At 34.3% G+C, this 23,479-nt stretch carries 21 protein-coding genes; 6 read left to right on the top strand and 15 right to left on the bottom strand.

The window, feature by feature from the left end; genetic code table 11:
- Positions 1-163: 163 nt before the first annotated feature.
- On the bottom strand, positions 164-1,525 hold the full coding sequence (locus BKM63_RS10925; protein WP_071636620.1) for a Kelch repeat-containing protein: 1,362 nt from the start codon (positions 1,523-1,525) through the stop codon (positions 164-166).
- Between the two features lie 240 nt (positions 1,526-1,765).
- Here BKM63_RS10925 and BKM63_RS10930 point away from each other — a divergent pair, with 240 nt between their 5' ends.
- Positions 1,766-3,220 (top strand): LysM peptidoglycan-binding domain-containing protein, encoded by a 1,455-nt coding sequence (locus BKM63_RS10930; RefSeq protein WP_071636621.1) that lies wholly within the window; start codon positions 1,766-1,768, stop codon positions 3,218-3,220.
- A 9-nt stretch (positions 3,221-3,229) separates the two neighbouring features.
- Here BKM63_RS10930 and BKM63_RS10935 read toward each other — a convergent pair whose 3' ends face one another.
- From BKM63_RS10935 to BKM63_RS10945, 3 genes are all read right to left on the bottom strand, one after another.
- On the bottom strand, positions 3,230-3,616 hold the full coding sequence (locus tag BKM63_RS10935; RefSeq protein ID WP_071636622.1) for a response regulator: 387 nt from the start codon (positions 3,614-3,616) through the stop codon (positions 3,230-3,232).
- Positions 3,606-5,030 (bottom strand): sensor histidine kinase, encoded by a 1,425-nt coding sequence (locus tag BKM63_RS10940; protein WP_071636623.1) that lies wholly within the window; start codon positions 5,028-5,030, stop codon positions 3,606-3,608. Before BKM63_RS10940 ends, BKM63_RS10935 begins: the two co-directional genes overlap by 11 nt.
- Positions 5,031-5,432: 402 nt before the next feature.
- Positions 5,433-5,828, bottom strand: coding sequence for a DUF5958 family protein (locus tag BKM63_RS10945; protein ID WP_071636624.1), 396 nt, complete (start codon positions 5,826-5,828; stop codon positions 5,433-5,435).
- 173 nt (positions 5,829-6,001) lie between these two features.
- Here BKM63_RS10945 and BKM63_RS10950 point away from each other — a divergent pair, with 173 nt between their 5' ends.
- Entirely contained in the window at positions 6,002-7,411 is a 1,410-nt protein-coding gene (locus tag BKM63_RS10950; protein ID WP_071636625.1) for an APC family permease, read from the top strand.
- A gap of 268 nt (positions 7,412-7,679) precedes the next feature.
- Here BKM63_RS10950 and BKM63_RS10955 read toward each other — a convergent pair whose 3' ends face one another.
- From BKM63_RS10955 to dinB, 9 genes are all read right to left on the bottom strand, one after another.
- The gene (locus BKM63_RS10955; RefSeq protein ID WP_071636626.1) at positions 7,680-8,513 is read right to left on the bottom strand and encodes an alpha/beta hydrolase; all 834 of its coding nucleotides are present in this window, start codon (positions 8,511-8,513) and stop codon (positions 7,680-7,682) included.
- Between the two features lie 17 nt (positions 8,514-8,530).
- A complete protein-coding gene (locus BKM63_RS10960) occupies positions 8,531-9,547 on the bottom strand; it encodes an alpha/beta hydrolase (protein WP_083572216.1) in 1,017 nt (338 codons plus the stop codon).
- Between the two features lie 16 nt (positions 9,548-9,563).
- The gene (locus BKM63_RS10965; RefSeq protein WP_071636627.1) at positions 9,564-10,307 is read right to left on the bottom strand and encodes a hypothetical protein; all 744 of its coding nucleotides are present in this window, start codon (positions 10,305-10,307) and stop codon (positions 9,564-9,566) included.
- 285 nt (positions 10,308-10,592) lie between these two features.
- Positions 10,593-11,054, bottom strand: a complete 462-nt coding sequence (locus BKM63_RS10970; RefSeq protein ID WP_071636628.1) for a DUF1810 domain-containing protein — start codon at positions 11,052-11,054, stop codon at positions 10,593-10,595.
- Between the two features lie 157 nt (positions 11,055-11,211).
- Positions 11,212-11,838 (bottom strand): alpha-ketoglutarate-dependent dioxygenase AlkB family protein, encoded by a 627-nt coding sequence (locus BKM63_RS10975; RefSeq protein WP_071636746.1) that lies wholly within the window; start codon positions 11,836-11,838, stop codon positions 11,212-11,214.
- Between the two features lie 7 nt (positions 11,839-11,845).
- Positions 11,846-12,622: an exodeoxyribonuclease III gene (gene xth, locus BKM63_RS10980; protein ID WP_071636629.1), complete on the bottom strand. Its 777-nt coding sequence runs from the start codon at positions 12,620-12,622 to the stop codon at positions 11,846-11,848.
- Between the two features lie 71 nt (positions 12,623-12,693).
- On the bottom strand, positions 12,694-14,073 hold the full coding sequence (locus BKM63_RS10985) for an exonuclease domain-containing protein (protein WP_071636630.1): 1,380 nt from the start codon (positions 14,071-14,073) through the stop codon (positions 12,694-12,696).
- Between the two features lie 32 nt (positions 14,074-14,105).
- Positions 14,106-17,165, bottom strand: a complete 3,060-nt coding sequence (locus tag BKM63_RS10990) for a DNA polymerase III subunit alpha (RefSeq protein WP_071636631.1) — start codon at positions 17,163-17,165, stop codon at positions 14,106-14,108.
- Complete coding sequence (gene dinB, locus BKM63_RS10995; RefSeq protein WP_071636632.1) at positions 17,165-18,346, bottom strand: DNA polymerase IV; 1,182 nt, start codon at positions 18,344-18,346, stop codon at positions 17,165-17,167. Before dinB ends, BKM63_RS10990 begins: the two co-directional genes overlap by 1 nt.
- Positions 18,347-18,436: 90 nt before the next feature.
- Here dinB and BKM63_RS11000 point away from each other — a divergent pair, with 90 nt between their 5' ends.
- Genes BKM63_RS11000 through BKM63_RS11015 form a run of 4 tightly spaced genes read left to right on the top strand, consistent with a single transcriptional unit; the run spans position 18,437 to position 20,453 of the window.
- On the top strand, positions 18,437-19,210 hold the full coding sequence (locus BKM63_RS11000) for an XRE family transcriptional regulator (RefSeq protein ID WP_071636747.1): 774 nt from the start codon (positions 18,437-18,439) through the stop codon (positions 19,208-19,210).
- Positions 19,211-19,231: 21 nt separating this feature from the next.
- Positions 19,232-19,606 carry a DUF4160 domain-containing protein gene (locus BKM63_RS23435; protein ID WP_083572217.1) on the top strand — a complete coding sequence of 125 codons (375 nt, stop codon included), beginning with the start codon at positions 19,232-19,234 and terminating at the stop codon, positions 19,604-19,606.
- Positions 19,607-19,610: 4 nt separating this feature from the next.
- Complete coding sequence (locus tag BKM63_RS11010) at positions 19,611-20,000, top strand: hypothetical protein (RefSeq protein ID WP_071636633.1); 390 nt, start codon at positions 19,611-19,613, stop codon at positions 19,998-20,000.
- A 3-nt stretch (positions 20,001-20,003) separates the two neighbouring features.
- Positions 20,004-20,453: a GNAT family N-acetyltransferase gene (locus tag BKM63_RS11015; RefSeq protein ID WP_071636634.1), complete on the top strand. Its 450-nt coding sequence runs from the start codon at positions 20,004-20,006 to the stop codon at positions 20,451-20,453.
- A gap of 77 nt (positions 20,454-20,530) precedes the next feature.
- Here BKM63_RS11015 and BKM63_RS11020 read toward each other — a convergent pair whose 3' ends face one another.
- Together BKM63_RS11020 and BKM63_RS11025 are read right to left on the bottom strand one after the other, a co-directional pair.
- Positions 20,531-22,249 carry an ATP-binding protein gene (locus BKM63_RS11020; RefSeq protein WP_071636635.1) on the bottom strand — a complete coding sequence of 573 codons (1,719 nt, stop codon included), beginning with the start codon at positions 22,247-22,249 and terminating at the stop codon, positions 20,531-20,533.
- Between the two features lie 81 nt (positions 22,250-22,330).
- The gene (locus BKM63_RS11025; RefSeq protein WP_071636749.1) at positions 22,331-23,455 is read right to left on the bottom strand and encodes a universal stress protein; all 1,125 of its coding nucleotides are present in this window, start codon (positions 23,453-23,455) and stop codon (positions 22,331-22,333) included.
- Positions 23,456-23,479: the final 24 nt, after the last annotated feature.

Here is a 23,479-nt window from a genome sequence, read left to right on the forward strand (position 1 = left end):
TAAATAAAAACGCGCTGTGAAAACAGGGCGTTTTTATTTTTATTAGAAGCTGATTCAGCTATCCGCTATGTCTTTTTAGCTGCTGTGGCGGATAAAAAAAAAGATATCGCTTCTTCTGGGCTGGAGTACCTGTTTTTTAAAAGAAAATGATCCATTAGTTTTACTAATTAGCTTCTTGAAATAAGTTTTTGAATTTCGAAGGTTTTGTAATTTGAAATTCATTTACATCAATACTAAATACTTTATTGGTTGGTGTTTTAGAGTAATCATTATCGGTACGTCCGCCAAGAATATATAATTTATTATCACTGTAAAACATCGCAGAATATTTTAATGGAAGTTCAATTTCATATTCTTTCAATTGTTTTGATTTTAAATCATAAACATACATTTTCTGGTTTTCAAAAAAATAAATGGTATTATGGTCACAAGCAATTGCTGGATATTCTATGCTGGAAAATAATTCACCTTCCTTTTGCCATTTTTCTGTAATCAAATCAAAACTTTCGATTTCAGATAAAAGTTTTGCGTTATTTCCTCCAATGAGGTAGATCTTATTATCTATTAATATTCCATTTGCTTCTTTTCTAACCGGCATATCTGCTAACTCATACCATAAACCTGATGTGATATTATAAAAATGGACTTTATTAGTAAAATCTTTTTTACCACTCTCCGTCATTTTTACAGAACCTCCCATTACAATAATATTATCCTTATAAGTAAACGAGGCAAAATTTGCTGCTTGATGCGGATTAGTATTATCTAGTTTAATGGCCTTATTATTAAGGTTCAGAACTTCAATTTGATCTTGCAGATATTCAAATTTTCCATTTGCAGAAATTTTCTTTCCACCCAATACATAAATTGCGTTATCATATAAATGGATATCATGATAAGCTCTTTTTGTAAATTTTATTGTTGAAATTTCCCAAGTATCAGTTTTGATGTCATATATAGAAAAATCTCCCTTATAGAATAAAAAAGTTGAATTCTGTCTCAGTTCATCCTGAAGATCTTTTAGTGTTGGAGCAGGTTTTTCTGCAGTGACCTTTTTCCATGAATCAGTTTCTCGCGAACCATCTCCGCCAATAACATAAATTTTGCCGTCCTTTAAAAAAGCTCCAAAGGAGAAAATAGGATATTTTAGAGGAGCTAATGTATTAAAGTTCAATTTTGATTTTAGCTTTAACTGATAATTAGCGTTAATTTTTAATTCAGATAAATTCTCAATTTCATTTGAAAGTAAAACGTTGAACTTTGTTTTTCTTAAGTCTTCTATGTTTATTTTTATGCTGGTAAATCCAATATGAGAAAATTCTAAAATTTCCTCATCTTTAAATTGAGAAAGTAGTTTTAATGAGAATTTACCATCCTGATCGGTAATAGTTCTTACTTTACTGGATAGGGCCAGGACATTGGTATTTTCAATTGGAAGATTGGTTTGTAAACAAAAAACAGTACCATTTATGTTTTGAGCAAAAGACAGAACAGGGAGAATTAACAATAGTAATAGTTTTTTCATATTGTTCTCAGGTTTAAGTTAGTTTTGGTTTAAAAAATGCTGTTTTTTATAAAAAGCATATTTTCAAAGTGTTGGCTCAAACTTTGTGCCGAGGTTGTTAATTCGAGGTAAATTAGTTGTTAAAAAACGTGCAAATTTTACTTTAAAAAGTTAAATTCGCTTTTTAGGCAATATATTTACGCTTTCTGAGTTTAAAATTAGTGTCTAAACTTAAAAGAGTAATAACTTTAATAGGTGAGTATGGTTTTTAGATTGATTATAGTGCTGTTTTTCTTTAGTGTTGGTGTTTTTTCTCAGGAAAAATTTATCAAACACAAAATATCAAAAGGGGAAAACTTTACTGTAATTGCTAAAAAATACGGAGTAAAAGTTAAAGATATCGAAGATGCCAATCCTGATGCACCAAAGGTTTTAAAACTGAATTCGGTATTGTTAATTCCGAATAAAAATGTTCAAACGCCTAAAAAAACATCCCAATCACTGGCAGTGACTTCTGCTGCTAATAATACTGGACTGCATGAAGTTTCGCAAAAAGAAACACTTTGGGGAATAGCAAAAAAATACAATGTTTCTGTTGATGATCTTAAAAAAGCAAATCCGGCTTTAGAAACAGAAGATTTGAAAATAGGACAGCAGCTTACTATTCCGTCTAATACTACAGCACTTGCAGGAAACACTGCTAAAACTAATGAAGCCCGTCCGGAAATTATTCCTGCAGCCGATGTGGAAATTGTAGTGGAAGTACAGCCTAAAGAGACAAAATTTTCAATAGCAAAAAAATACGGAATAACAGTTGCAGAATTAGAGCGTCAAAATCCTTTTATAAAAGGGAAATTAGCAACGGGTTATATGTTAAAAATCCGGACTTCAGCAGAAAAAGCAAATCAGAACATGAAAGATGCTTTCAATGCATCTAAAAGTCAGGTTGCTGAAAAAGCGGATGTAAAACAGGACAACACATCTGCGGTGATTCCGGAAAATGGAATTAAAACTGATCAACCTGAAATTATTTCTGCAAAAGATGTTGAAGTTGTTGTAGAAGTACAGCCAAAAGAAACAAAATACGCAATAGCAAAAAAATACGGAATTACGGTTGCAGAATTAGAACTTCAAAATCCGTTTATAAAGGGAAAACTTCCTGTTGGTTACGTTTTGAAAATAAAGACGACCAAAGAAAAAGCAGATGCAGCAAATGCGGTAACTCCTTCTCAGCCTCAACTAGGTGAAGCTGTAGAAAATCAATCTCAGGTTGCAGATAACAACACAGTAACTAAAAAAGATTCAACATTTGTATATAACGGCAATCATTCTGATTTAATTGATCAGATTATTGTTAGTGCAACAGAGAATATTGGAACACGCTATCGTTCTGGCGGTACTACGAAAGCTGGTTTTGACTGCTCAGGTTTGATGTTTTGTACTTTTGGAAATTTTGACATTAAACTGCCTAGAAGTTCAATAGAGCAATCCCGCATCGGAACAAAAGTAGCCTCTGCAGAAGCGCAAAAAGGCGATCTGATTTTCTTTAAAACGAATGGAAGGCGCCACATTAATCATGTTGGAATGGTAGTGGAAGCCGCCGATGGAGAAATTAAATTTGTACACTCTTCAACTCACGGTGGTGTGATAATTTCTTCAACCAAAGAACCTTATTATCAAAGAAGTTTTTCGCAGGTAAATCGTATTTTAGAATAGAAATTAGTATTAGGTAAGTTTTCTTTTTAATTCTTCAATAGGGAACGGCTTGTTCAAAAAATCGGTAACATAACTGCTTTTCTTGATTTCTTTAATCTCATCTGCATCTAAAGTTGAAGATAAAACATATATTTTAATTTCTTTTTTAACCTCTGTATTTAGTGTTTCAAACATTTCCAGAAATTCGAAACCATTCATTGTAGGCATTTGAATATCTAATAAAATTATTATATCCTGTCTGGTATTTTTGTTTTTAATTATCCATTGTAAACCTTCTAAACCATTATTAGCAACAAAAACCTGATCAATATTAAGGATTTTTTTCAGCAGTTGTTTTGTTACAAGCTGATCAATTAAGTTGTCTTCGATTAAAAGAAATGTTGGATTAGATTCCATAAGAGACTGGGATAGTTACAACGAATTTGCTTCCAATATTGCTTTCTGAAAATACAGTGATATTGCCTTTAATATTTTCTACAGCTTCTTTTACAATATACAATCCCAATCCAGAACCTTTATTTTTGTTCGTTCCAAAATACATTTCAAAAATATAATCTTTACAGTCGTCGTTAATTCCAATTCCGTTATCGATCACCTCAATTTTGTTAAATCCGTCAAGAATATAAGTTTTTATCGAAATGAACATTTCTTGTTTGCTGTTATCAGCATATTTAATTGCATTGGAAAGTAAATTACTGATGATAATTTTAAGACGTAAACCATCACTTTCAATTTGATCTACTAATAATTCCTGCTTAAAAGTAATCTTATTTGCATTTTCGATATGCATTAACTGTGAAATAGCTTCATTAAAAATTTCCTGAAGACTTACAGGTTCCATGATAATCTGCTTTCTCTTGTTTTTAGAATAATCAATGATATCACTTATAAATTGATCCTGTCTTGTCAGGCTCTGATGCATTAATTGTAAATAATCTTTTATCTGGTTTACATCATCTTCCAGCTGAGTAATCTCTATAAGACCTTTTAAAGAAGTTATAGGCGATCTTAAATCATGCGATGCACTGTAAACAAAACGATCAAGTTCGTGGTTTACTAATGTTAAGTTTTCATTTTTGACTTCGATTTCTTTTTTAGAAATGGTTAAACGTTTTACCATTATAGAGTAATAAGAGCAGACACTTAAAACGATAACTAAAATGAAAAAAATGTTTGTTATAATTAAAAGAGTCTTTATTTTTCGTGTTCCTTCGCCCAAGGTATTCGAAAAATTACGTTGGTTAATGGTAAGCTTGTCGCTGATACGACTTATTTGAAGAATAAATTTTTTCTGATCAGCTTCTGTTAATGAATTATGTTCAATCTTGGCATTAATTTGAGTTCCAATAATAAAAAGTTCATTGATTAAATTATCGCCAAGTTCCCACTCATGTATTGCCTTTGCCAAAAACGAAACCTTTCTGAAATTTACAAACAGCCAAACAAGATCATCCAGATCGTCTTTGTGATTGCGCCCGGTTAAAAAGCCTTGCCTGGCTACTTCATTATCACCTGCTTTTAAAAGTGTTTTTCGTGCAATACCGTCGCCCTGCGGTACTTTTAGTTCTTCATTATATAATCTCCATTGATTTGGATCTTTGTTGTAGAGGTAGGTAATAAGATGCCGTGAAGCGTCTTTCTGTCCTTTAGAATAATGAGATTCTCCATTAACATAAGCTCTGTTTGCAGATAAAATTTTAATCGTAAAAAAATTGATGCAGATTAATAAAGCGCACGAAATAAATACAATTAATATTAGAATGAAAACATTTGGCAAACGCAGGTTTTTTATAGAGCGAACCTTATACATAAATTTCATATTAGTAGGTTAATATTAATGTTCTGCCGTATGTCGAGCTGTTTTATTTTTATTATTAAAAATAACCTTTGAGGCTGATTATTTTTAATAATAAAAAATAAACAATTGTTAATGAAAATATCTAAATTTTAAGACTAATGTAGTCTTTAACCAAATTTAGTAAAAAATACGAATCTTTTTACAAGAACGAAGTTTTTTCTTGTATATTTTTAGGTTAAGGATTAATTTATTGGCAGTCAGTATTTTAATGTTTTGTTGTCTTTAAAATAATCAGATGTTATTTGTTTTGTATGTTTTTTTTAGATGAGGTATTTTAAAATCAATACGGTTTTTTGTTTAATGCCAAATAGTTCTCTAGAAAAGATTTGTTTAATGCTTTGAATATCAATATTTTCATTTGTGCCAAAAATGGCCGCATCCACTTTTACATTCCGTATTTCTTCTTTCTGTATCGGTTATTTTAAAAATCCAAAGTAAAGCAGTTATCGTTTTTTTATGTTCAGATTCAGGAAGGAGAGCTAATTTGTCAAAAGCAATTTTTGTTGAAAAAGTTTTAAGAAGAACAATTGGAGTGTAAGTAGGTTTTAAAGGAATGGTATTTATTGCAGTTTGATACGCTTCTGAATTATAATCAACTTTATTTGGAATAGCGTTAATGATATAATTTCTCAAAGTCGTAAATACCTTTTTGAAATTATATTCATCATCATCTAATAAAACCGCTAAGCCCAACTTAAAATCTATTTTATCCTGTGCGATTTTGTTGATTAGTTGTTCTTGCTGATTCATAACTTCAATAAAATTGATTTTAAAAACTTAATCAGGCTAAAGTATGAAATATCATTTATATCATTCTGAATTGTTGATTTTTAAGATTGGAATTTGGAATTTTAAAATTTAAAATTGATAACATTTGAATTTCCAAAAAAAGTATATCTTTAACCAACCCAAAAACCAAAAAAATGCTAGAAAACGACCAAGAACATTTTAAAAGAGAACTCGGATTATTAGACGGAACCATGCTCGTGGTAGGTTCCATGATTGGATCCGGGATATTTATTGTAAGCGCTGATATCGCCAGACAAGTAGGATCTGCAGGATGGCTGACACTGATTTGGCTGATCTCTGGATTAATTACTATTATTGCTGCAGTTAGTTATGGAGAGCTCAGTGCGATGTTTCCTAAAGCAGGAGGACAGTACGTTTATTTAAAAGAAGCGTACAATAAATTAATTGCATTTTTGTATGGATGGAGCTTTTTTGCCGTAATTCAAACCGGAACAATTGCAGCAGTTGGAGTAGCATTTTCAAAATTTGCAGCTTATCTATATGAACCTTTTAGTGACGAAAATATATTGTACGAGATCGGTTCTTTTAAACTCAATGCCGCCCAGCTTGTATCAATTTTTACAATTATTTTACTAACGTATATTAATAGCCGAGGGGTTAAAAATAGTAAGACGCTTCAGACCGTTCTTACGATTATCAAAATTTTATCATTGCTTGGATTAATCGTTTTTGGATTAACACTTGCAGCAAAAGCTTCTGTTTGGGATGCCAATTGGGCTGATGCTTGGAACACACGTTCGTTTGATAAAGAAACAGGTTCATGGCTTCCAATTGGCGGAACAGCTTTGATTACTGGAATTTCGGCAGCAATGGTAGGATCTTTATTTTCAAGTGATGCCTGGAATGGAGTTACTTTTATTGCCGGAGAAATTAAAAACCCAAAACGCAATGTGGGTTTCAGCTTGTTTCTGGGAACTTTTATTGTAACGATTATTTATGTTTTAACAAATATTATGTATCTGGCCGTCATTCCTTTAGATGAAATTGCGACAGCAAAATCAGATCGTGTAGCTGTTGTGGCTTCACAATATATTTTCGGAAATATTGGAACCCTGATAATCGCCATTATGATTATGATTTCGACTTTTGCCTGCAATAACGGATTAATTATGGCTGGAGCAAGAGTATATTACACCATGGCAAATGATGGTTTATTCTTTAAAAAAGCAGCTGTTTTAAATAAGGCAAGTGTACCGGCATGGGCACTTTGGGCACAGTATATTTGGGCTTCGGCTTTATGTTTGACAGGAAAATACGGGGATTTATTAGACTTCGTAATTATCATTGTTTTAATTTTTTACATTTTAACGATTTACGGCATTTTCATTTTGCGAAAAAAAATGCCAGACGCAGAAAGACCATATAAAGCTTTTGGATATCCGTTTTTACCATTGTTGTATATCATTACAGCAGCAGCAATTTGTGTTTCGTTATTAATTACGAAATTCTCAACCTGCGGATGGGGAGTATTAATTATGTTAACCGGAATTCCTGTTTACTACTTAACTAAACCAAAAGAATAAGGATTTTTGTTTCAGGTTTAAAGTTTCAGTTGAAAAACTTTATGAATAATAAAGCGCCTTGCTAATTGCAAGGCGCTTTTACATTTAATTTATTTTGCCACAGATTAAAAGATTATAAAGATTCAGAATCTGCAAAATCTGCTTAAAAAAAATAATCCACAGATTTTTACGGAATTTAATAGATTTACTGTCTATTCTAACTATGCTGTTTAATGAAAATTAGTGTAAATCCGTTTAACCCGTTAAAACCTGCGGATTCCCAAAATGTTTAATAAAGTGAATTGGTTAAGACTTTCCCTTTGCCATAATCTGTATGGGTTAAAACATTGTCAACCCAGTTTAGTATAAAATCAGCGTTTTCTTTCCAGGTGTCTAAAAGCAGTACGTTATGGTTTCGGCCTTTAAATTCTTTGTAATCCAAGATAGAATTATTGCGTTTGTATTTTTTAAAATTACGAGTATTTAAATGTGGAGATAAAAACTGATCTTCACTTCCGGCAACAAATAAAAGAGGGGGATGATTTTTCTTAAAATCAACAGCAGCAGCTGAGGTTAATCCGCCTCTGGCTACGGTTTTTGATTCCGGGATTACATATTTTTCATAAGCCTCTTTTTGAACACTAAAAGGCTGTCCGTTTACAAAGGCATATTGAAATTTCTCAAATGACATTAAGTATGTTTTTTTTAAAGAAGTAAACAATCCCAAAACTTTCCATCCGGATTTCAGAAAGGTAAATTCATACGGAATGACACCCATAGGCGGAACTGAATGCACCGCAACTCCCGCAGAGGCTAAGTCCCGATTGACCAATATCTGCGTAATTAATCCGCCTAAAGAATGGCCGACAATTAAAGGTTTTTCTGGAAATGATTTGGCAATCGCTGCATAATGATCAACCAATTGCGTTAAAGTCAAGGTAGCCAGACCAATATCGTTTGGCTGACGGTCACGAAGTTCTTTTGCCGAGGCATCTTTAAAAGGCCAGGCGGGTGCTGCAGCCGTATATCCTCTTTCTTCAAAATACTTAACCCAGTTGTCCCAACACGTGTGACTTACAAAAGCACCGGTAACGAACATTACATATTTAGAATTTGTTTTCATATCATTGATGTTAAATATTATTTTAAGTACTTTTTGAGTTCAACAGCAGCCTGCAAAAACAAAGCTTTTGTCTGCGGAATTTCGGACAAACCATTTAACAGTCCAAAATCATGAATAACATCATTATAGCGAACTGTGGTTACAATAACTCCGGCATCGCTCAATTTGCGTCCGTATGCTTCGCCTTCGTCTCTCAGGATGTCATTTTCAGCAACCTGAATTAAAGTAGGAGGAAGGCCTTTTAATTGTTCTAAACTCGCTTGAAGCGGAGAGGCATAAATTTCTTTTCTTTTAGACTTATCCACATATTGATCCCACATCCATTGCATCAAAGTATCGGTCAGGAAACGTTGTTTTCCATATAATTTATATGATTCTGTTTCAAAATTAGCATCGGTTACTGGCCAAAAAAGAATCTGCACTTTATACAAAGGCGTTCCTTTTTCTTTTGCCATTAAAGCGCTTGCTGTGGCTAGGTTTCCACCAGCACTATTTCCCACAATTCCTAGCTTATTTCCGTCAACATTAATTTCGTCGCCATGTGTCGCAATCCATTTTGCGGCTGCATAAACTTCATTTACAGGCTGTGGATATTTGGTTTCAGGAGCCAATGAATAATTTACAAAAACACCAACATAACCCGTAAGAACGCTTAAATCGCGAACCATACGTTTGTGTGTTGGATAATCGCCTAAAACCCAGCCTCCGCCATGAATAAACAAAAAGACAGGTAATTTTCCTTTTGCTCCTTTTGGGCGAACTATATTTAATTTGATTTTATATCCATCGGAAGTAATGTCTTTTTCAGACTCATCAATTCCGGACAAATCTACTTTAAAAGCATTTTGTGCTCCAACCAAAACATTTCGTGCATCTGCAACAGGAAGTGATTCAAGTGGTGGTCCGCCTCCGTTTAAAGGTTTTAAGAATGCTTTTACTGCCGGAGTCAAATGGGGATCTGATGCATAATCTATTTGTGCGTAGCTCATATTTGTTATAATTATAATTAATAGTAAAGGATTAAAATTTTTCATCTTAAATGGATTTAGATTATTTTACAGAATATGGAAGAGAAAGATTGCCACTGGCTACTGTATACACTTTGTAAACTCCCAGCATTGGTTTTTTTCCTTCGCCTTCGTGCGACCCGCCGTCACCTGTACTTACTTCCATGTAACAGCTTACAGCATCAAATTTGAAATTTGTTTTGTTATTGATTCTAAAATCAGGAACAATTACTTTAATTGAATTTCCTTTGGTCACTATATTAAAACCCGGGCTGTCCATATACATTGCCATTCCGGGATTTGTTGGAGGCAAAACAACATTTGGGTCGCCTTTTGTAAATTCTTTAACCGAGAGTCCTCCGGCAACACGCTTGTCTTCTACCAATAAAACCCAATGCGCATGCCAAACCAAACCGTCATTAAGATAATTTCCGTCGAGACTTTCATCCCAAAGCGGCGTATCTTCAAAATCCGGATGTGAGGTTAAAGCAAGTGCTGCAATTCCTTCGGCTTGACCAAAACCAATATCAGAAGATTTTAATGTCGTAGGGAAAACATAAGCCAATACAGGCGCTCCATTTAATTGTCCAACTGGTTTAGGTGTAGTTTTACCAGCAGTTCCTTCCACTTTTATATCCCAAACCGTAATACCTAAATCTGCTTTGTGGGTAATCACAGCCGATTTTATTTTAAAGTCACTGTTGTTATAAGTACCGCATTTATCGCAGGCTTTAGTAATAGTGTAATTAAAAAGGATAAAGCATAAAATAAACATTGATTTTTTCATAATTCATGTGGTTTAATGTTAATTGACAATAAGAAACCAATAGACATGCCACACGGAGAATACCCTAAAATAGAAGGCTTGAAAGAAATTTTGTTTTATGATGAGGTGTTATATTTCGTGAATCGAATTTTATTTCGTGAAATTTCGCTATCAAAAAGTAGAGAATAGGATAAAGAGGATTGACAGAAGTTTAGGAATTTTATCATCAACAGATATTGCTGAAACAAAAAAAAGACACTGCTAAAAAACAATGTCTTTTTGATATTAAATGACCTATTGAGTTTGTTATACAACAACTGGTTCAACAGATGATTTTATAGTTGAATTAATAATAGATATAGTAAGCGGATCAATTTCTCCAGAGAAAAAAGCATCCAATATTTCCTGGAACACAGGATTGGTGTTTTCTACCAAAGAAAAAAGAGTCATTGAAGAACGTAATTTTCTGGCATCTAAATCTCCAAAAATCCCATCAGCTGATTTTCTTTTAAAGGTTAATAACAGTTCTGAAATTTCAATAAGATGTTTTCCTAATATAGGATGTTCCAGATATTCTGAAGCTTCTTTAAGATCGGCAATGGCATAAAGATTTGACGTATCACTAGTGCCTAAGCCTTTAATTTGAGGAAAAATAAACCACATCCAGTGTGTTTCTTTTTTTCCTTTTTTAATTTCAGCAAGGGCAGTAAGATAAAGTTTGTTCTGCGCATCTAAAAAGCGCATTAAATCATTGTTTGAATAAGCCATTTTGGTATTATATTTTAAAAAAGGGTTGCAAAAGTAGTAAAAAAGAAAGGGTCTGCCTAATAAAACATGCATACAATCAGTATTTTAACTTTTTTCGACAGAATTTTCCTCATCGTTATAGAGCTAAAAAATACGCTTGTTTTTAGTTATTAAATAATTACACATTTCGATGCGTTTGTCTAAAAGTTAAATTTATTCTGGGTAAAACATTCCGTGCCGTTTTCGGAACCTGATGCTGCCAAAAGCTATTTGTGGTTCCTGCCATCAATAAAAATGAGCCATGATGCAGCGGAATTTCGACCTGCGGAATCTCCTTGCTGAATTTATGACGCAGCTTGAACATTCTCGTTTCGCCAAAAGTCACTGAAGCAATAACCGGGTTTGGCCCCGTATTGTGTTCTTTGTCGCTGTGCCAGCCTACACCGTCATTTCCATCTCGGTATAAATTAAGCAGTACAGTATTAAAATCCAGCTGCGTTTCTTTTTCGACACGGCCTCTAATAGTCAGTAATTCATAGTTCCAGTCCGGGCCTTTTGGATCTGCACCGGGGTTATCTTTGTCTTCGTACCAGGCGATCATTCTGGGAACGGTATAGGTTTTGTCGTAAATCTCCATTTCATATTCTCTCCATTTGGTTTTGCGAAGCAGTCTTTCGTAAAAACGATCAGACTCTTCTTTTGTGAAGAAATTATCAATCAAAATCAATTCAGAATCAGGGATGTCAAATACTTTTTTTCCTGCCAAACCTGCGGTAAATAATTCGGTGTCGTTAAATAATGTCATTTTCCATTTATTTTTTGTCAATTTCAATCCAAACAGGAGCATGATCGCTTGTTTTTTCCCAGCCTCTTACATGACGGTCAACAGCACCTGAACGCAGTTCTTTGGCTATTTGCGGACTCAGTAAAAAGTGGTCAATTCTTAAACCTGCATCTCGTTCATAAGCATTTCTAAAATAATCCCAAAAAGTGTAAATTTTTTCACCGGGGTATAATGTGCGAATGGCATCTGTCCATCCTTGTGAGGCGATATCTTTAAAAGCTTTTCGAACTTCGGGTCTGAAAAGAGCATCGTTTACCCATTTTTCAGGTTTGTAAACATCCAGCTCTGTTGGCATAACATTAAAATCTCCAATAAGTATTACAGGAATTTTTAAGTTTAATAATGTTTGCGCGCGTTCAGCAAGTCGGTCAAACCATTTCAGTTTATATTCAAACTTCGGCCCCGGTGCCGGATTTCCGTTTGGCAGATAGAGGCAGGCAATTACAATTCCGTTGATCAAAGCCTCGATATAGCGGCTCTGAACATCCTCATTATCTCCCGGAAGAATCCGGGTTACTTCTTCAATTTCCATATTTCGGGCAAGGATTGCAACGCCGTTCCATTGCTTTTGTCCATGCCAAATGGCATTATACCCCGCATCATTAATTGCTTTAAGCGGAAAATTATCTTGTGGTGCTTTTAATTCCTGCAGGCAGACAATATCTGGAGCTGTTTCTTCGAGCCAGCGTAATAAAACAGGCAGGCGTCCGTTGATTCCGTTTACATTATATGTTGCTATTTTCATGGTACATTTATTAATTTGTATCATTAAATTTACTGATTATTAAGCATTTAATCTAAGTTGGTTTTGTATTCTTATTTCAGGAACTGTTTGTTAAAGAATACTTTACCCGGATATTTTTCTGCGTAAGCAAAAATTAACTGCTCAATATATTGATTGCTTTTATAAAGCGTAACATAACTTTTTACATCTTCGGGATCATTAATAGCAACATCTCTTGGTATATATCCCATTCCGTGAAAATGACCGTTTTCTATCCAAATGCAGCTGCGTTCGTCTCCAGTTCTTCCTTTATCTATAATCGCAAAAGTAGGCCTGTTGTGCAGTAAAAAATCAATCGCATTGTCAACTTGCTCGTTATGAATTACTACATCTGGCAGCTCTTTTATTTCGGGAGTATAGAAAAATTCTCCTTCTTCGGGTCTTGAGTATTTGCAAAAGCGGTGATCGATCTCAAATTGCTCTGCAAGACTTCGGAGTAAATTTATACCCACGTGCAAGCTGTTAAATTCGTGAATACAGATTTGAAACTTACTGACTTTGCCAATAGCCAGATATTTATAACCGTTTCGGGCTTCGTATTGATAAATGCCAAATTTGGCTTCAAAACGTTTTAAAGCCCTGTTATAAGTCGGCCAGAGTTTCTTGATTTCGCTGCATTCTAAAAGAAGCGCCATGAGTTCGGTAGCGCAGACTTCAAAAGAAATCCCGTGAATATCCCGCAGAAAATGCTGTCTTTGCGGTTTGATATTATTACCGCTGAAATGCGAAGCCACGCGTTTTTTTAAGTTGATGGCTTTTCCAACATAAATCACTTTTTTCTGTTGATTATAAAAATAATATACGCCTGGTTTTTCGGGTAAATTATTAAAATCCTCGGGTGGGAGATTAGGAGGTAAACGCTGGTCTTGTGCCGTTTTTTTAATCATTTTTTCGATTTCTCCGGCATCATCCCATTCTAGTAAAAGTGAAAATAATACGGCGGTTGCATCGGCATCGCCGCCGGCGCGGTGCCTGTTTTCTAAAGAGATATTTAAAGAGTTGCAAAGATTTCCTAAACTGTAAGAACCTAAACCCGGTTTGATTTTTCGTGCTGCACGAACCGTACAAAGTTTTTTTGCCGACCATTTAAAACCAGCTTGTTCCAGCTGATGATGTACGAATGAATAATCGAAGTTAACGTTATGAGCAACAAAAATACGATCTGTAAGCATCTCTAAGACTTTCTCTGAAATATCGTCGAAGATTGGCGCATTTGCAACCATTTCGTTATTAATGCCTGTTAATCCAAAAATAGACAGTGGTATATCTTTTTCTGGATTTACAAGGGTTTCATAACGGTCAATTACATTTTTACCATCATGAATAATAATGGCAATTTCTGTAATGCGGCTGCCACTGGCATTCCCGCCTGTGGTTTCGATATCGACTATGGCATATTCCGTATTTTTCATCTGTATATAACGTAAATTTTTCTTCGGTTATTTTAGCCTAAAAATTTCATTCGATGTCTCGGCAGATTAATTTCATTTGCCTGTGGGTAAGGCTTACGATGCGTTGGACTAACATCTTCCTTGATTAATTGCTGTGTTTTAAACTGATCTTTAGCATCCATATAACGGGGATCTGGAATAAAAGGCATTTTTGCCATTTTGGTTATCGTTATCGTTGGAAAGTGATAATCAACTTCTACATTTCCTAAAAGCAAATAACAGCCTCCGCCCTGAAAAGGATGCTGCACCAGACTATCCGGAAAATGTGCCGTATCAAAATAAGTACCTTCATGATCAATCCAGGTGCCAAAATACATATTCCCTTTTTTGGTAGGAACTTGTTTTCTGGCAATGAGATAAGCCAGCATACGAACCTGTTTTTTATGATGCAAGACAAGATCCTTCGCCATAACATCGCCGCGATATTTGGTTTGAAGTAAATCAAAAACGGTACACGATACAGGAAAACTCAAAAGCTCAATTTCATCAAAAGCATCTTCAAAAAGAGAACGCTCTAAAGTTGGAAGCTTATATTCTTTAACGGGTTCTTGTAAAAGCATTAAACCCCTGTTTTCTGGTTTAAAATTATTCAGAAGCAAACTTGCAATAACAAGAAGCTGATTTTTGGTTTTTCCTGTAAAGCGAAAAGCATCTATAAAAATCAAAATTTTAATGCTTTCAATTCCAATAGGTATTCGATTGATAAAATCCTCCAAAGAAAGAAAATCACCATTTTTTTCTCTATCGGCTTCAATCAAATTTGCTATTTTCGATTCTAAACCCTGCAAATGCATAAAGCCCAGGTAAATATCATTTCCATAAACCGTAGTTTGATATTCACTTTTATTCACACACGGATTAAGAATTGCTGCTCCAGACATGCGTGCTTCGTGTACATAAACTTCGGTTCTGTAAAACCCGCCTTGATTGTTGATTACGGCGGTCATAAATTCTACAGGATAATTGATCTTGAGATATAAGCTTTGGTAACTTTCTACAGCATAAGAAGCAGAGTGGGCCTTACAAAACGAAAAACCTGCAAAGGATTCAATCTGACGGTAAATTTCCTGACTAAGTTCTTCAGGATGTCCTTTCTCGGCACAACAGGCAAAGAAATTGTCTTTTACTTTTTGCAAAGCCTCCACAGAACGTCCTTTTCCAGACATGGCACGACGCAGAATATCGCCGTCGGCAGCCGGAAGTCCGCCGTAATGCTGGGCAATTTTAATAACATCTTCCTGATATACCATAATGCCGTAAGTTTCGCCAAGATGCTCTTTAAAAACCTCATGGAAATACTGAAACTGATCTGGATTGTTATGACGAAAAATATACTCTTTCATCATTCCGGATTGTGCCACGCCGGGACGAATAATAGACGAAGCAGCTACCAGAATTTTATAATTATCACAATTTAAACGACGTAATAAGCCGCGCATAGCGGGACTTTCGATATAAAAACACCCAATGGTTTTTCCTTGTGTCAAATGAACATTGCAAACTGCTTCATCTTTAGAGATCGAAGTATTTCGAATATCCACTTTTATACCTCGGTTTTTTTCGATTAGCTTTACGCTGTCATCAATATGTCCAATACCGCGCTGACTTAAAATATCGAATTTTTCGAAACCAATTTCTTCCGCAATATGCATATCAAAAAGAACAATTGGAAAACCTTTTGGAGGCATTTCAAGAGGCGTGTAATTGGTAATTGGTTCTTCGGAAATAATAATACCGCAAGCGTGCATACTCCGCTGGTTGGGGTATTTGCCCATCATCAGGCTGTAATCCTGAACGAGTTTTACAATAGAATTGGTTTCTTGTAAAGCCATTGGGTTTTTGGCCAGCATATCCAATTCTTCTTTTGGGAGACCAAACACTTTTCCGACTTCCCTGAAAATAGAGCGGTGTTTGAATTCTACATTGGTACCGCAAAAAGCAACATGATCGCGTCCATATTTATCGAAAATATATTCTAAAATCGTATTACGTTCTTTCCAACTCCAGTCGATATCAAAATCAGGCGGACTTTTTCGATTTAAATTTAAAAAACGCTCAAAATACAAATCCAATTCTATCGGACAGATATCAGTAATGCCTAAACAATACGCAATGATACTATTGGCGCCGCTGCCTCGGCCAATATGCATAAATCCCTGACTATTGCTGTACTGAACGATATCCCAGGTAATTAAAAAGTAACCGCTGAACTCTAATTCGTCAATTACTTTGAGTTCTTTTTCTATACGGTTTTTTGCTATTTCATGATTTTCGCCATAGCGCCATAATAAGCCTTCATGAGCCAATTGAGTCAGTTTTGCTATATCGCCTTCGCGATTTTCAGTAAAAAACTTTTTGTTTTTAGGCGTTGAAAAGTCATATTGAAAATTACAAGAATCGGTTATATACTGCGTGTTTTCAATGATCTGAGGGTAGTTTTCATAATAAGGCAGCAACGATTCTAAAGGCAGGATTTTTTCAGAAGTCCTGCAGTAATCAGATTCAGTCAGTTTTGATAAAATGATATTCGTATCAATCGCACGTAGAATTTTATGAAGATTAAATTCTCTTTTATTTCTAAAGGTTACCGATTGCAGTATAACCATTTTAGAAATTTTATCTTTATGCTCTGATGTAAAAAGCTTGGAAACTTCATCAGGACGAATGCCGATAAATTCATTTTCACGAAGCGTTTTCGGAGCATTTTCTAAAGTATAAATCACAAAAACCGAATCAAATTCAGGAGCAATCAATGGCAGAGATGCTCCACTGAAATTATGTTTCGTCAAAAAGCGATTCATTTCGCCTAAACCTTCGGCATTTTTGGCCAAACCAATATATCGGAATTGATGATGGCATCGAAATTCCATTCCTACAAGCGGCTTAATTCCTGTTTTGTCGCATTCTCTTATAAAATCGTAAATTCCGGTAACGGTATTAATATCTGTCAATGCCATTGTTTTTACGCCAGACAAGACAGCCTGCTCAACCAATTCCTTAAGCGGAATAGTGCCGTAACGCAATGAATGATAAGAATGACAATTGAGATACATTATTTAATACGTTTTAAAATTTCGTCTTTATTATTAGGTTTAAAAGAAGCTCCGGCACAGCGCATTACGGCGTCAAAACCGTAGCGGCTTTTCATTTTATCCATGGCAGCATAAAGCGAAAGCATTTCCTGAGTATCTTCAAAAAGATCAATTTGATAAGTACCTCGCACGAGTCCGCTAAAGCGAATGCCGATCAGCCGCAGCCGCATACGACGCTGGTACAACTTCTCAAAAAGTTCCATTACATTTTTAGTTAAAAGATGATCTGCAGAAGTATAAGCTACCCTGCATTGTTTCGTTTCGGTATCAAAATTGGCGTAACGTATTTTAACCGTAACCGTTGAGGTTAGCCATTGTTCGGATCGAAGCTGGAAAGAAAGTTTTTCCACCATTCCTAAAAGCACTCTTTTCAATTTGGCAATGTCAATAGTATCCTGAGAAAAAGTATGTTCGGTAGAAATTGATTTTCTTTCGGTATAAGGTTCAACAGGCGTATGGTCGATTCCGTTGGCTTTTTTCCATATATCCAGGCCGTTTTTACCAATCATCTGTTGTAAAACTTCGGCTGGCATTTCGGCTAAAGTCTGAATTTTACGAACACCGATTCGGGACAAAAGCTGAAAAGTGACATTTCCAACCATTGGTATTTTCTGAATTGATAATGGATTTAAAAAATCTTGTACTTTTTGTTCCGGAATTTCAAGATTTCCTACAGGTTTACCTTCGCCGGTTGCAATTTTAGAAACCGTTTTATTAATAGATAAGGAAAAACTAATAGGCAGTCCAGTTTCTTTAATTACTTTTTGAGCCAATTCATTTGTCCATTTATAACTACCGTGAAATTTGTCCATTCCGGTAATATCCAGATAAAACTCATCGATACTCGCTTTTTCTAAAACTGGTGCTTTTTCCTGAAGAATTTCAGTAACATCATGAGATAACTGCGAATACAATTCCATGTCGCCTTTCATAACTTTTGCGTCCGGACAAAGTTTTAATGCCATACGAATTGGCATAGCAGAACGGACTCCAAATTTACGGGCTTCATACGAACAAGAAGCAACGACACCGCGATCACCTCCGCCTATAATAAGCGGAATACCATTAAGTTCAGAGTTGGTGCGTCTTTCGCAGGATACAAAAAAGGTATCCAGATCCATATGTACAATTGCCCTTGCCATTTTTCCTTTTTGTTTTTGTATAAAGCAAAATTAGTACAGATGGTAACATTTTTTTGTATATTTGCTGTTCCAAATTATAACAAATTAATTATGTCCTTATTTTCAGACAACATCAGAGCATTAAGGGTTAAGCATAAAATATCTCAGGAGAAATTAGCTGAAAACCTTAGCATTACCAGAGGAAGATACGTGAAATACGAAGATGGAACTTCGGAAGCACCGTATGATATTTTGAAGAAGATTGCCTTGTATTTTCATATGAGCATCGACTTGATATTATCTGTCGATATTCGTAAAATTGATGTGCAAAATTTGATCAAACTAGAAGGTAATCGACTTATTCTGCCAATACAAGTAGATAGTTTTGGAGAAAATTTTATTGAAATTGTATCTCAAAAAGCAAAAGCAGGATACCTTAATGGTTATGCTGATCCGGAATATATCGAAAGCTTACAGCAGATTACACTTCCGTTTTTAGGCCCTGGAAAACATCGCGGATTTCCCGTTGAAGGAGATTCGATGCCGCCACACGAAGATGGTTCGATTATTATTGGCCGCTACGTAGAAAAATTAGGAGAAGTTATGGACGGAAAAACCTATATCCTGATTACTAAAAATGAAGGAATGGTGTATAAACGTCTTAATAAAAACAAAAAGAACGCTTTGGTTTTAGAATCCGACAATAGTTTTTATCCGAATTATGAAGTGAAAGCTTCAGACATTTTGGAGATTTGGGAATACGAATGTAATATTGGACGTTCGGATAAAAAACAAGAAATATCGGAAACCGGAGCAATGAAGGATTTGCTTTTAGAATTGAAACGAGAAGTGCGAGAGATTAAGAATAATACTTCGAATACGTAAAAAGTTTATATTAGCTAAAATATGGAAAAAATATTAGAAGAATTATACCAAGAATCTCTAAAATTAAAGAAGGAAATTCAGTTAATTGATTTATTAAATGAGAAATTAAATTCACGAGATCTTATAATAAAACAACTGATTTTTAGGCCTGATGCTAATATAAAAATAAAAATGTATAAAGAGCATCATGGAGAACCTCATGTTCATATAGATATTGGAAAATCTAGCCACAATGCTAGTATTAGTATAAAAAAACTATCTTTTTTAGCGGGTTCAATAGAAAAAAAATATGAAAGGAAAGTTTTTGAATGGATGGAAAAAAATAGGGATAAACTATTAATTATTTGGGATGATATGCAAGCGGGACAAAAAATAGACTTATCAATATTAAATTAAAGCTATGGATGTAGAAAAATTTGAAAAGCAAATTGAAAAGATTAAAGAAGATGCTGGGAAAAATATAATAAATCATTTCAACCGGATTCATGATAAATTATTTACTTCAAATAATATTTTTATAGCTGGCTACTTTGCTCTTTCAAGAGTGCAAGATAATATCGATATTTTAGTGATAATAATTCCATTATTAAATTTAATATTTTTAATTCTTATAGAATATTTAATGATGGAAAAAAGTCGGAAAGAGTATAGAATTGAAGATTTTGACATAGACGAATTAATTGATTTTGTTGACAAGAAAGATCATAAAACGAATCTTTATTCTTTGCTTTCTCTTTTTTCAACTCTTGGTGTATTTATATATTTTATGTATTTACTTATTTGTAAATAAGTGATGAATATATTAAAAGCAATTCCAAAAGATCACATCCGCTTGACGGAAATCACCAAAAAGTCAAAAGCGTATTGGGGATATTCTGAAGAGCAAATGGAGAAATGGAATAATAATCTAACTATCACAATAGATTATATCGAAACAAATCCTGTTTTTAATTTAGTTGATGAAAATCAGATTGTTGGTTATTATTCTTATTTCAAACTACAAGACAATCAGGTAAAATTGGACAACTTATTTATTTTACCTGAATATATTGGAAAAGGATTTGGTTCTTTTTTAATGAATGATTTCGTGGAAAGAATGCGAAATGAAAAATGTCAAAAAATCATTTTAGACTCAGAACCCAATGCCGAAAAATTCTACCAAAAAATCGGATTTACAAAAATCGGCGAATTTGAAACTTCAATCAAAAATAGATTTATGCCCATTATGGAAATGAAGCTATAATTTCGAAGAAAAAAAATCTGTCACTAATTCCCGAATTTTGATTTAAAATAATTCGTGAATTCGTGGCGAAAAAAAATCTAAACCTTCAACGAAAACCAAAACGTACTTCCCAATCCCAAATTACTCTCAACTCCAACATTCCCATTTTGGGCTTCAATAAATTCTTTGCTGATCGCTAATCCTAATCCCGTTCCGGATTTCTGACTTCCCGGAACCTGAAAATATTTATCGAAAACTTTGTCTTTGTATCGTGTGTCAATTCCTTTTCCGGTGTCGATAACCTGAAAAACGATTTGATTGTTTTCTTTTTTTAATTTGATGATAATCGTGCTTTTTTCAGAAGAATACCGAATCGCATTTGACAAATAATTAATCAAAACCCAGCCCGTTTTTTCGCTGTCGGCTTTTACGTCCTGCAGATTTTCATCGGCATCAATTATCAATTTAATCTGCTTTTGATCGGCCTGAACTTTTACGGCTTCAACAGCATAATTTACAATTTCGTGCGGGTTGCTTTTTTCAATATTCAGTTGAATATTTCCGGTTTCTAATTGAGACAGATTGAGCAATTCACCCGTAATTTTCAATAAGCGCTGACTATCATCTTTTATGCTTTCAACCAATTGTTTCTGATCATCGTTCATGTCGCCCGTTTTGGCATTTTCAAGCAATTGAAGACTTAATTTTATAGAGGCAATCGGTGTTTTTAATTCGTGCGAAACGGTGGCAATAAAGTTGGTTTTAGCAAAATCCAGTTCTTTAAAAAGCGTAATGTTTCTCAGAATAATCACATCTCCAATATTGATTTCTTTTTCTTCACCAGTCGGAATTATGGTAATATTCAGAATTTCTTTTTCGAAATAACTTTCTTTTCCGTGTGCAAAAATTTTAAGTGGTTGCTTTTTAGGAGAATCTGCATCCTCTTTTAAAATCAAAGAACGAATCAAATCATTCGATAAGGCTAGGGTAGAAGCCGATTTCCCGATAACATCTTCCAGTTTCAGACCAACAATTTTCAAGGCTTCATCATTGGCAAACAAAACAATTCCTTCATTGTCCAGACCAATAATAGGATCGTGCATATTATTGATTAAAGTTTCCAGTCGTTTCTTTTCGAAAAAGAGTTTATACAAATTACTGTCATTATATTCCTGAAGTTTTTGCGCCATCGTATTAAACGATTTGGCTAAATCTCCATATTCGTTATGATTGGTAAAATGTACGCGTTCTGAATAATTTTTATTGGCAATTTCCTTAATACTCAGTGTCAATTCTTTAATAGGATTCGCAATATTATTGGGTAGATTGACCAGTAAATTAAAAGCAATTAAAAAGCATAAACTTCCCACAATAGCAATCCATAAATTAGCATTTTCGGCAGTAAGTTTGGCAATATCGCTTTTCTGTTTTATAGCATCGAGATTCAACTTCATAATCGCAAAAATATCCTGTCTGATTTGTGTTTTCAGAACTTCATTTGCTCCATTTTTTTCTAAAAGAGCAAAGCTTTTCTCTAGGTTTGCAGTTGCTTCTTTTTCTCCAGGTTCGGTTACATTTTGAGTTTGTTTTTCCAGATATTCTTTAAAAGTCTTAATCTCATTATCTGGATTTGCTTTAATTTCATCCAAAGACAAAATCATATTTCGCGAATATTCCAGCGTATTATAATTCGCTTTTAGAATATTCTCTGTGTCTGCTTTTATCAAAAAAACAGAATAACCGCTAACTAACGAAAGTATAATAATCATTAAAAATAACAATCCAACTCCCAGATTTAATTTGGTTTTAATTCTCATAATTTTAATTTTTGTAAAATGTTGGTTGTGAGATGTAAAATGTATTTCAGAAAGATCATTTCACATTTTACATCAAACATTTCACGATAATATAACAAGATCCACATTTGATAAAGACAATTTGTTTAGCAAACGCCTGAAAATTGTTGTAGACAAAATTACTTTAAATAAATTCAAATGCGGTTTCCCGATACATACAGTTGTAATTTGTTTTTCTTCGGCGGTAATCAAAATCGCATCGGCAATATTTTTGTTTTCTAATTTAATAACTTCTGCGCCCAATTGTACGGCGAGTTTAAAATTATTAATTAAATGTCTTTGTTTGTCTAAAGCAATTTTGGTACTGCTTTCCTGTGGTGTTTCTACGTACAAAACATACCACGATCCGTTGTAATAACTGGCCAGCCGTGCTGCTTTTCTAATGACAATTTTAGCCGTTTTATCATTACTGCTTATACAGGCCAGCAATTTTTCATGTCGCAAAGCATGAAGATTCGGAACTTCATTCTCAACTTTTCGAACGACTTGACTCGCTACTTCTTTCAAAGCCAGTTCTCGAAGTTGAAGAATTTGTTCCGATTTAAAAAAGTTCGTCAAAGCAGTCTGAATTTTATCCGGAGTATAAATTTTTCCTTCTTTCAAACGCGCAATCAAATCTTCCGATGTTAAATCGATATTGACCACCTCATCTGCCAATCGAAGAACATTATCTGGAATTCTTTCCTGAACATCAATGTTTGTAATGCGCTTTACGTCTTCATTCAAACTTTCAATATGCTGAATATTAACTGCTGAAATTACATTTATTCCAGCTTCCAGAATTTCTAAGACATCCTGCCAGCGTTTTTCATTTTTGCTTCCTTCAATGTTTGTGTGTGCCAGTTCATCTACAATAACCACTTCTGGACGAAGATTTATTATAGCCTGAACGTCGAGTTCTTCCAATTCTTTTCCTTTATAAAAAATGGTCCGTCTCGGAATTATCGGCAAACCCGCCAATAATTCATGCGTTTCCTTTCGCATGTGCGTTTCGATGTAGCCAATTTTTACATCGATTCCGTTTTTCAATAACGAATGCGCTTCCTGAAGCATACGAAAAGTTTTGCCCACACCGGCGCTCATTCCAATGTAGATTTTAAACTTCCCTTTTCTTGATTTCTGAATTAAATCGAGAAAGTGCTGTGCGTTATTATTTTCGTTTTCCATGATTTTTGCTTTAAGCAATAAGCT

It is taken from the genome of Flavobacterium johnsoniae (genome assembly GCF_001879205.1).
GTDB lineage: Bacteria > Bacteroidota > Bacteroidia > Flavobacteriales > Flavobacteriaceae > Flavobacterium > Flavobacterium johnsoniae_A.

Excerpts from the sequence above, each read along its gene's own strand:
- BKM63_RS10950 (WP_071636625.1), top strand. The coding sequence starts at position 6,002 with ATGCTAGAAAACGACCAAGAACATTTTAAAAGAGAACTCGGATTATTA.
- BKM63_RS23435 (WP_083572217.1), top strand. The coding sequence starts at position 19,232 with ATGGAAAAAATATTAGAAGAATTATACCAAGAATCTCTAAAATTAAAG.
- BKM63_RS10985 (WP_071636630.1), bottom strand. The coding sequence starts at position 14,073 with ATGAAAAATACGGAATATGCCATAGTCGATATCGAAACCACAGGCGGG.
- BKM63_RS11020 (WP_071636635.1), bottom strand. The coding sequence starts at position 22,249 with ATGAGAATTAAAACCAAATTAAATCTGGGAGTTGGATTGTTATTTTTA.
- BKM63_RS11010 (WP_071636633.1), top strand. The coding sequence starts at position 19,611 with ATGGATGTAGAAAAATTTGAAAAGCAAATTGAAAAGATTAAAGAAGAT.
- BKM63_RS10970 (WP_071636628.1), bottom strand. The coding sequence starts at position 11,054 with ATGGCTTATTCAAACAATGATTTAATGCGCTTTTTAGATGCGCAGAAC.
- BKM63_RS11000 (WP_071636747.1), top strand. The coding sequence starts at position 18,437 with ATGTCCTTATTTTCAGACAACATCAGAGCATTAAGGGTTAAGCATAAA.
- BKM63_RS10945 (WP_071636624.1), bottom strand. The coding sequence starts at position 5,828 with ATGAATCAGCAAGAACAACTAATCAACAAAATCGCACAGGATAAAATA.
- dinB (WP_071636632.1), bottom strand. The coding sequence starts at position 18,346 with ATGGCAAGGGCAATTGTACATATGGATCTGGATACCTTTTTTGTATCC.
- BKM63_RS10960 (WP_083572216.1), bottom strand. The coding sequence starts at position 9,547 with ATGAAAAATTTTAATCCTTTACTATTAATTATAATTATAACAAATATG.
- BKM63_RS10935 (WP_071636622.1), bottom strand. The coding sequence starts at position 3,616 with ATGGAATCTAATCCAACATTTCTTTTAATCGAAGACAACTTAATTGAT.
- BKM63_RS10975 (WP_071636746.1), bottom strand. The coding sequence starts at position 11,838 with ATGACATTATTTAACGACACCGAATTATTTACCGCAGGTTTGGCAGGA.
- BKM63_RS10955 (WP_071636626.1), bottom strand. The coding sequence starts at position 8,513 with ATGAAAACAAATTCTAAATATGTAATGTTCGTTACCGGTGCTTTTGTA.
- BKM63_RS10940 (WP_071636623.1), bottom strand. The coding sequence starts at position 5,030 with ATGTATAAGGTTCGCTCTATAAAAAACCTGCGTTTGCCAAATGTTTTC.
- BKM63_RS11025 (WP_071636749.1), bottom strand. The coding sequence starts at position 23,455 with ATGGAAAACGAAAATAATAACGCACAGCACTTTCTCGATTTAATTCAG.
- BKM63_RS10925 (WP_071636620.1), bottom strand. The coding sequence starts at position 1,525 with ATGAAAAAACTATTACTATTGTTAATTCTCCCTGTTCTGTCTTTTGCT.
- BKM63_RS11015 (WP_071636634.1), top strand. The coding sequence starts at position 20,004 with ATGAATATATTAAAAGCAATTCCAAAAGATCACATCCGCTTGACGGAA.
- BKM63_RS10990 (WP_071636631.1), bottom strand. The coding sequence starts at position 17,165 with ATGTATCTCAATTGTCATTCTTATCATTCATTGCGTTACGGCACTATT.
- BKM63_RS10965 (WP_071636627.1), bottom strand. The coding sequence starts at position 10,307 with ATGAAAAAATCAATGTTTATTTTATGCTTTATCCTTTTTAATTACACT.
- xth (WP_071636629.1), bottom strand. The coding sequence starts at position 12,622 with ATGAAAATAGCAACATATAATGTAAACGGAATCAACGGACGCCTGCCT.
- BKM63_RS10930 (WP_071636621.1), top strand. The coding sequence starts at position 1,766 with ATGGTTTTTAGATTGATTATAGTGCTGTTTTTCTTTAGTGTTGGTGTT.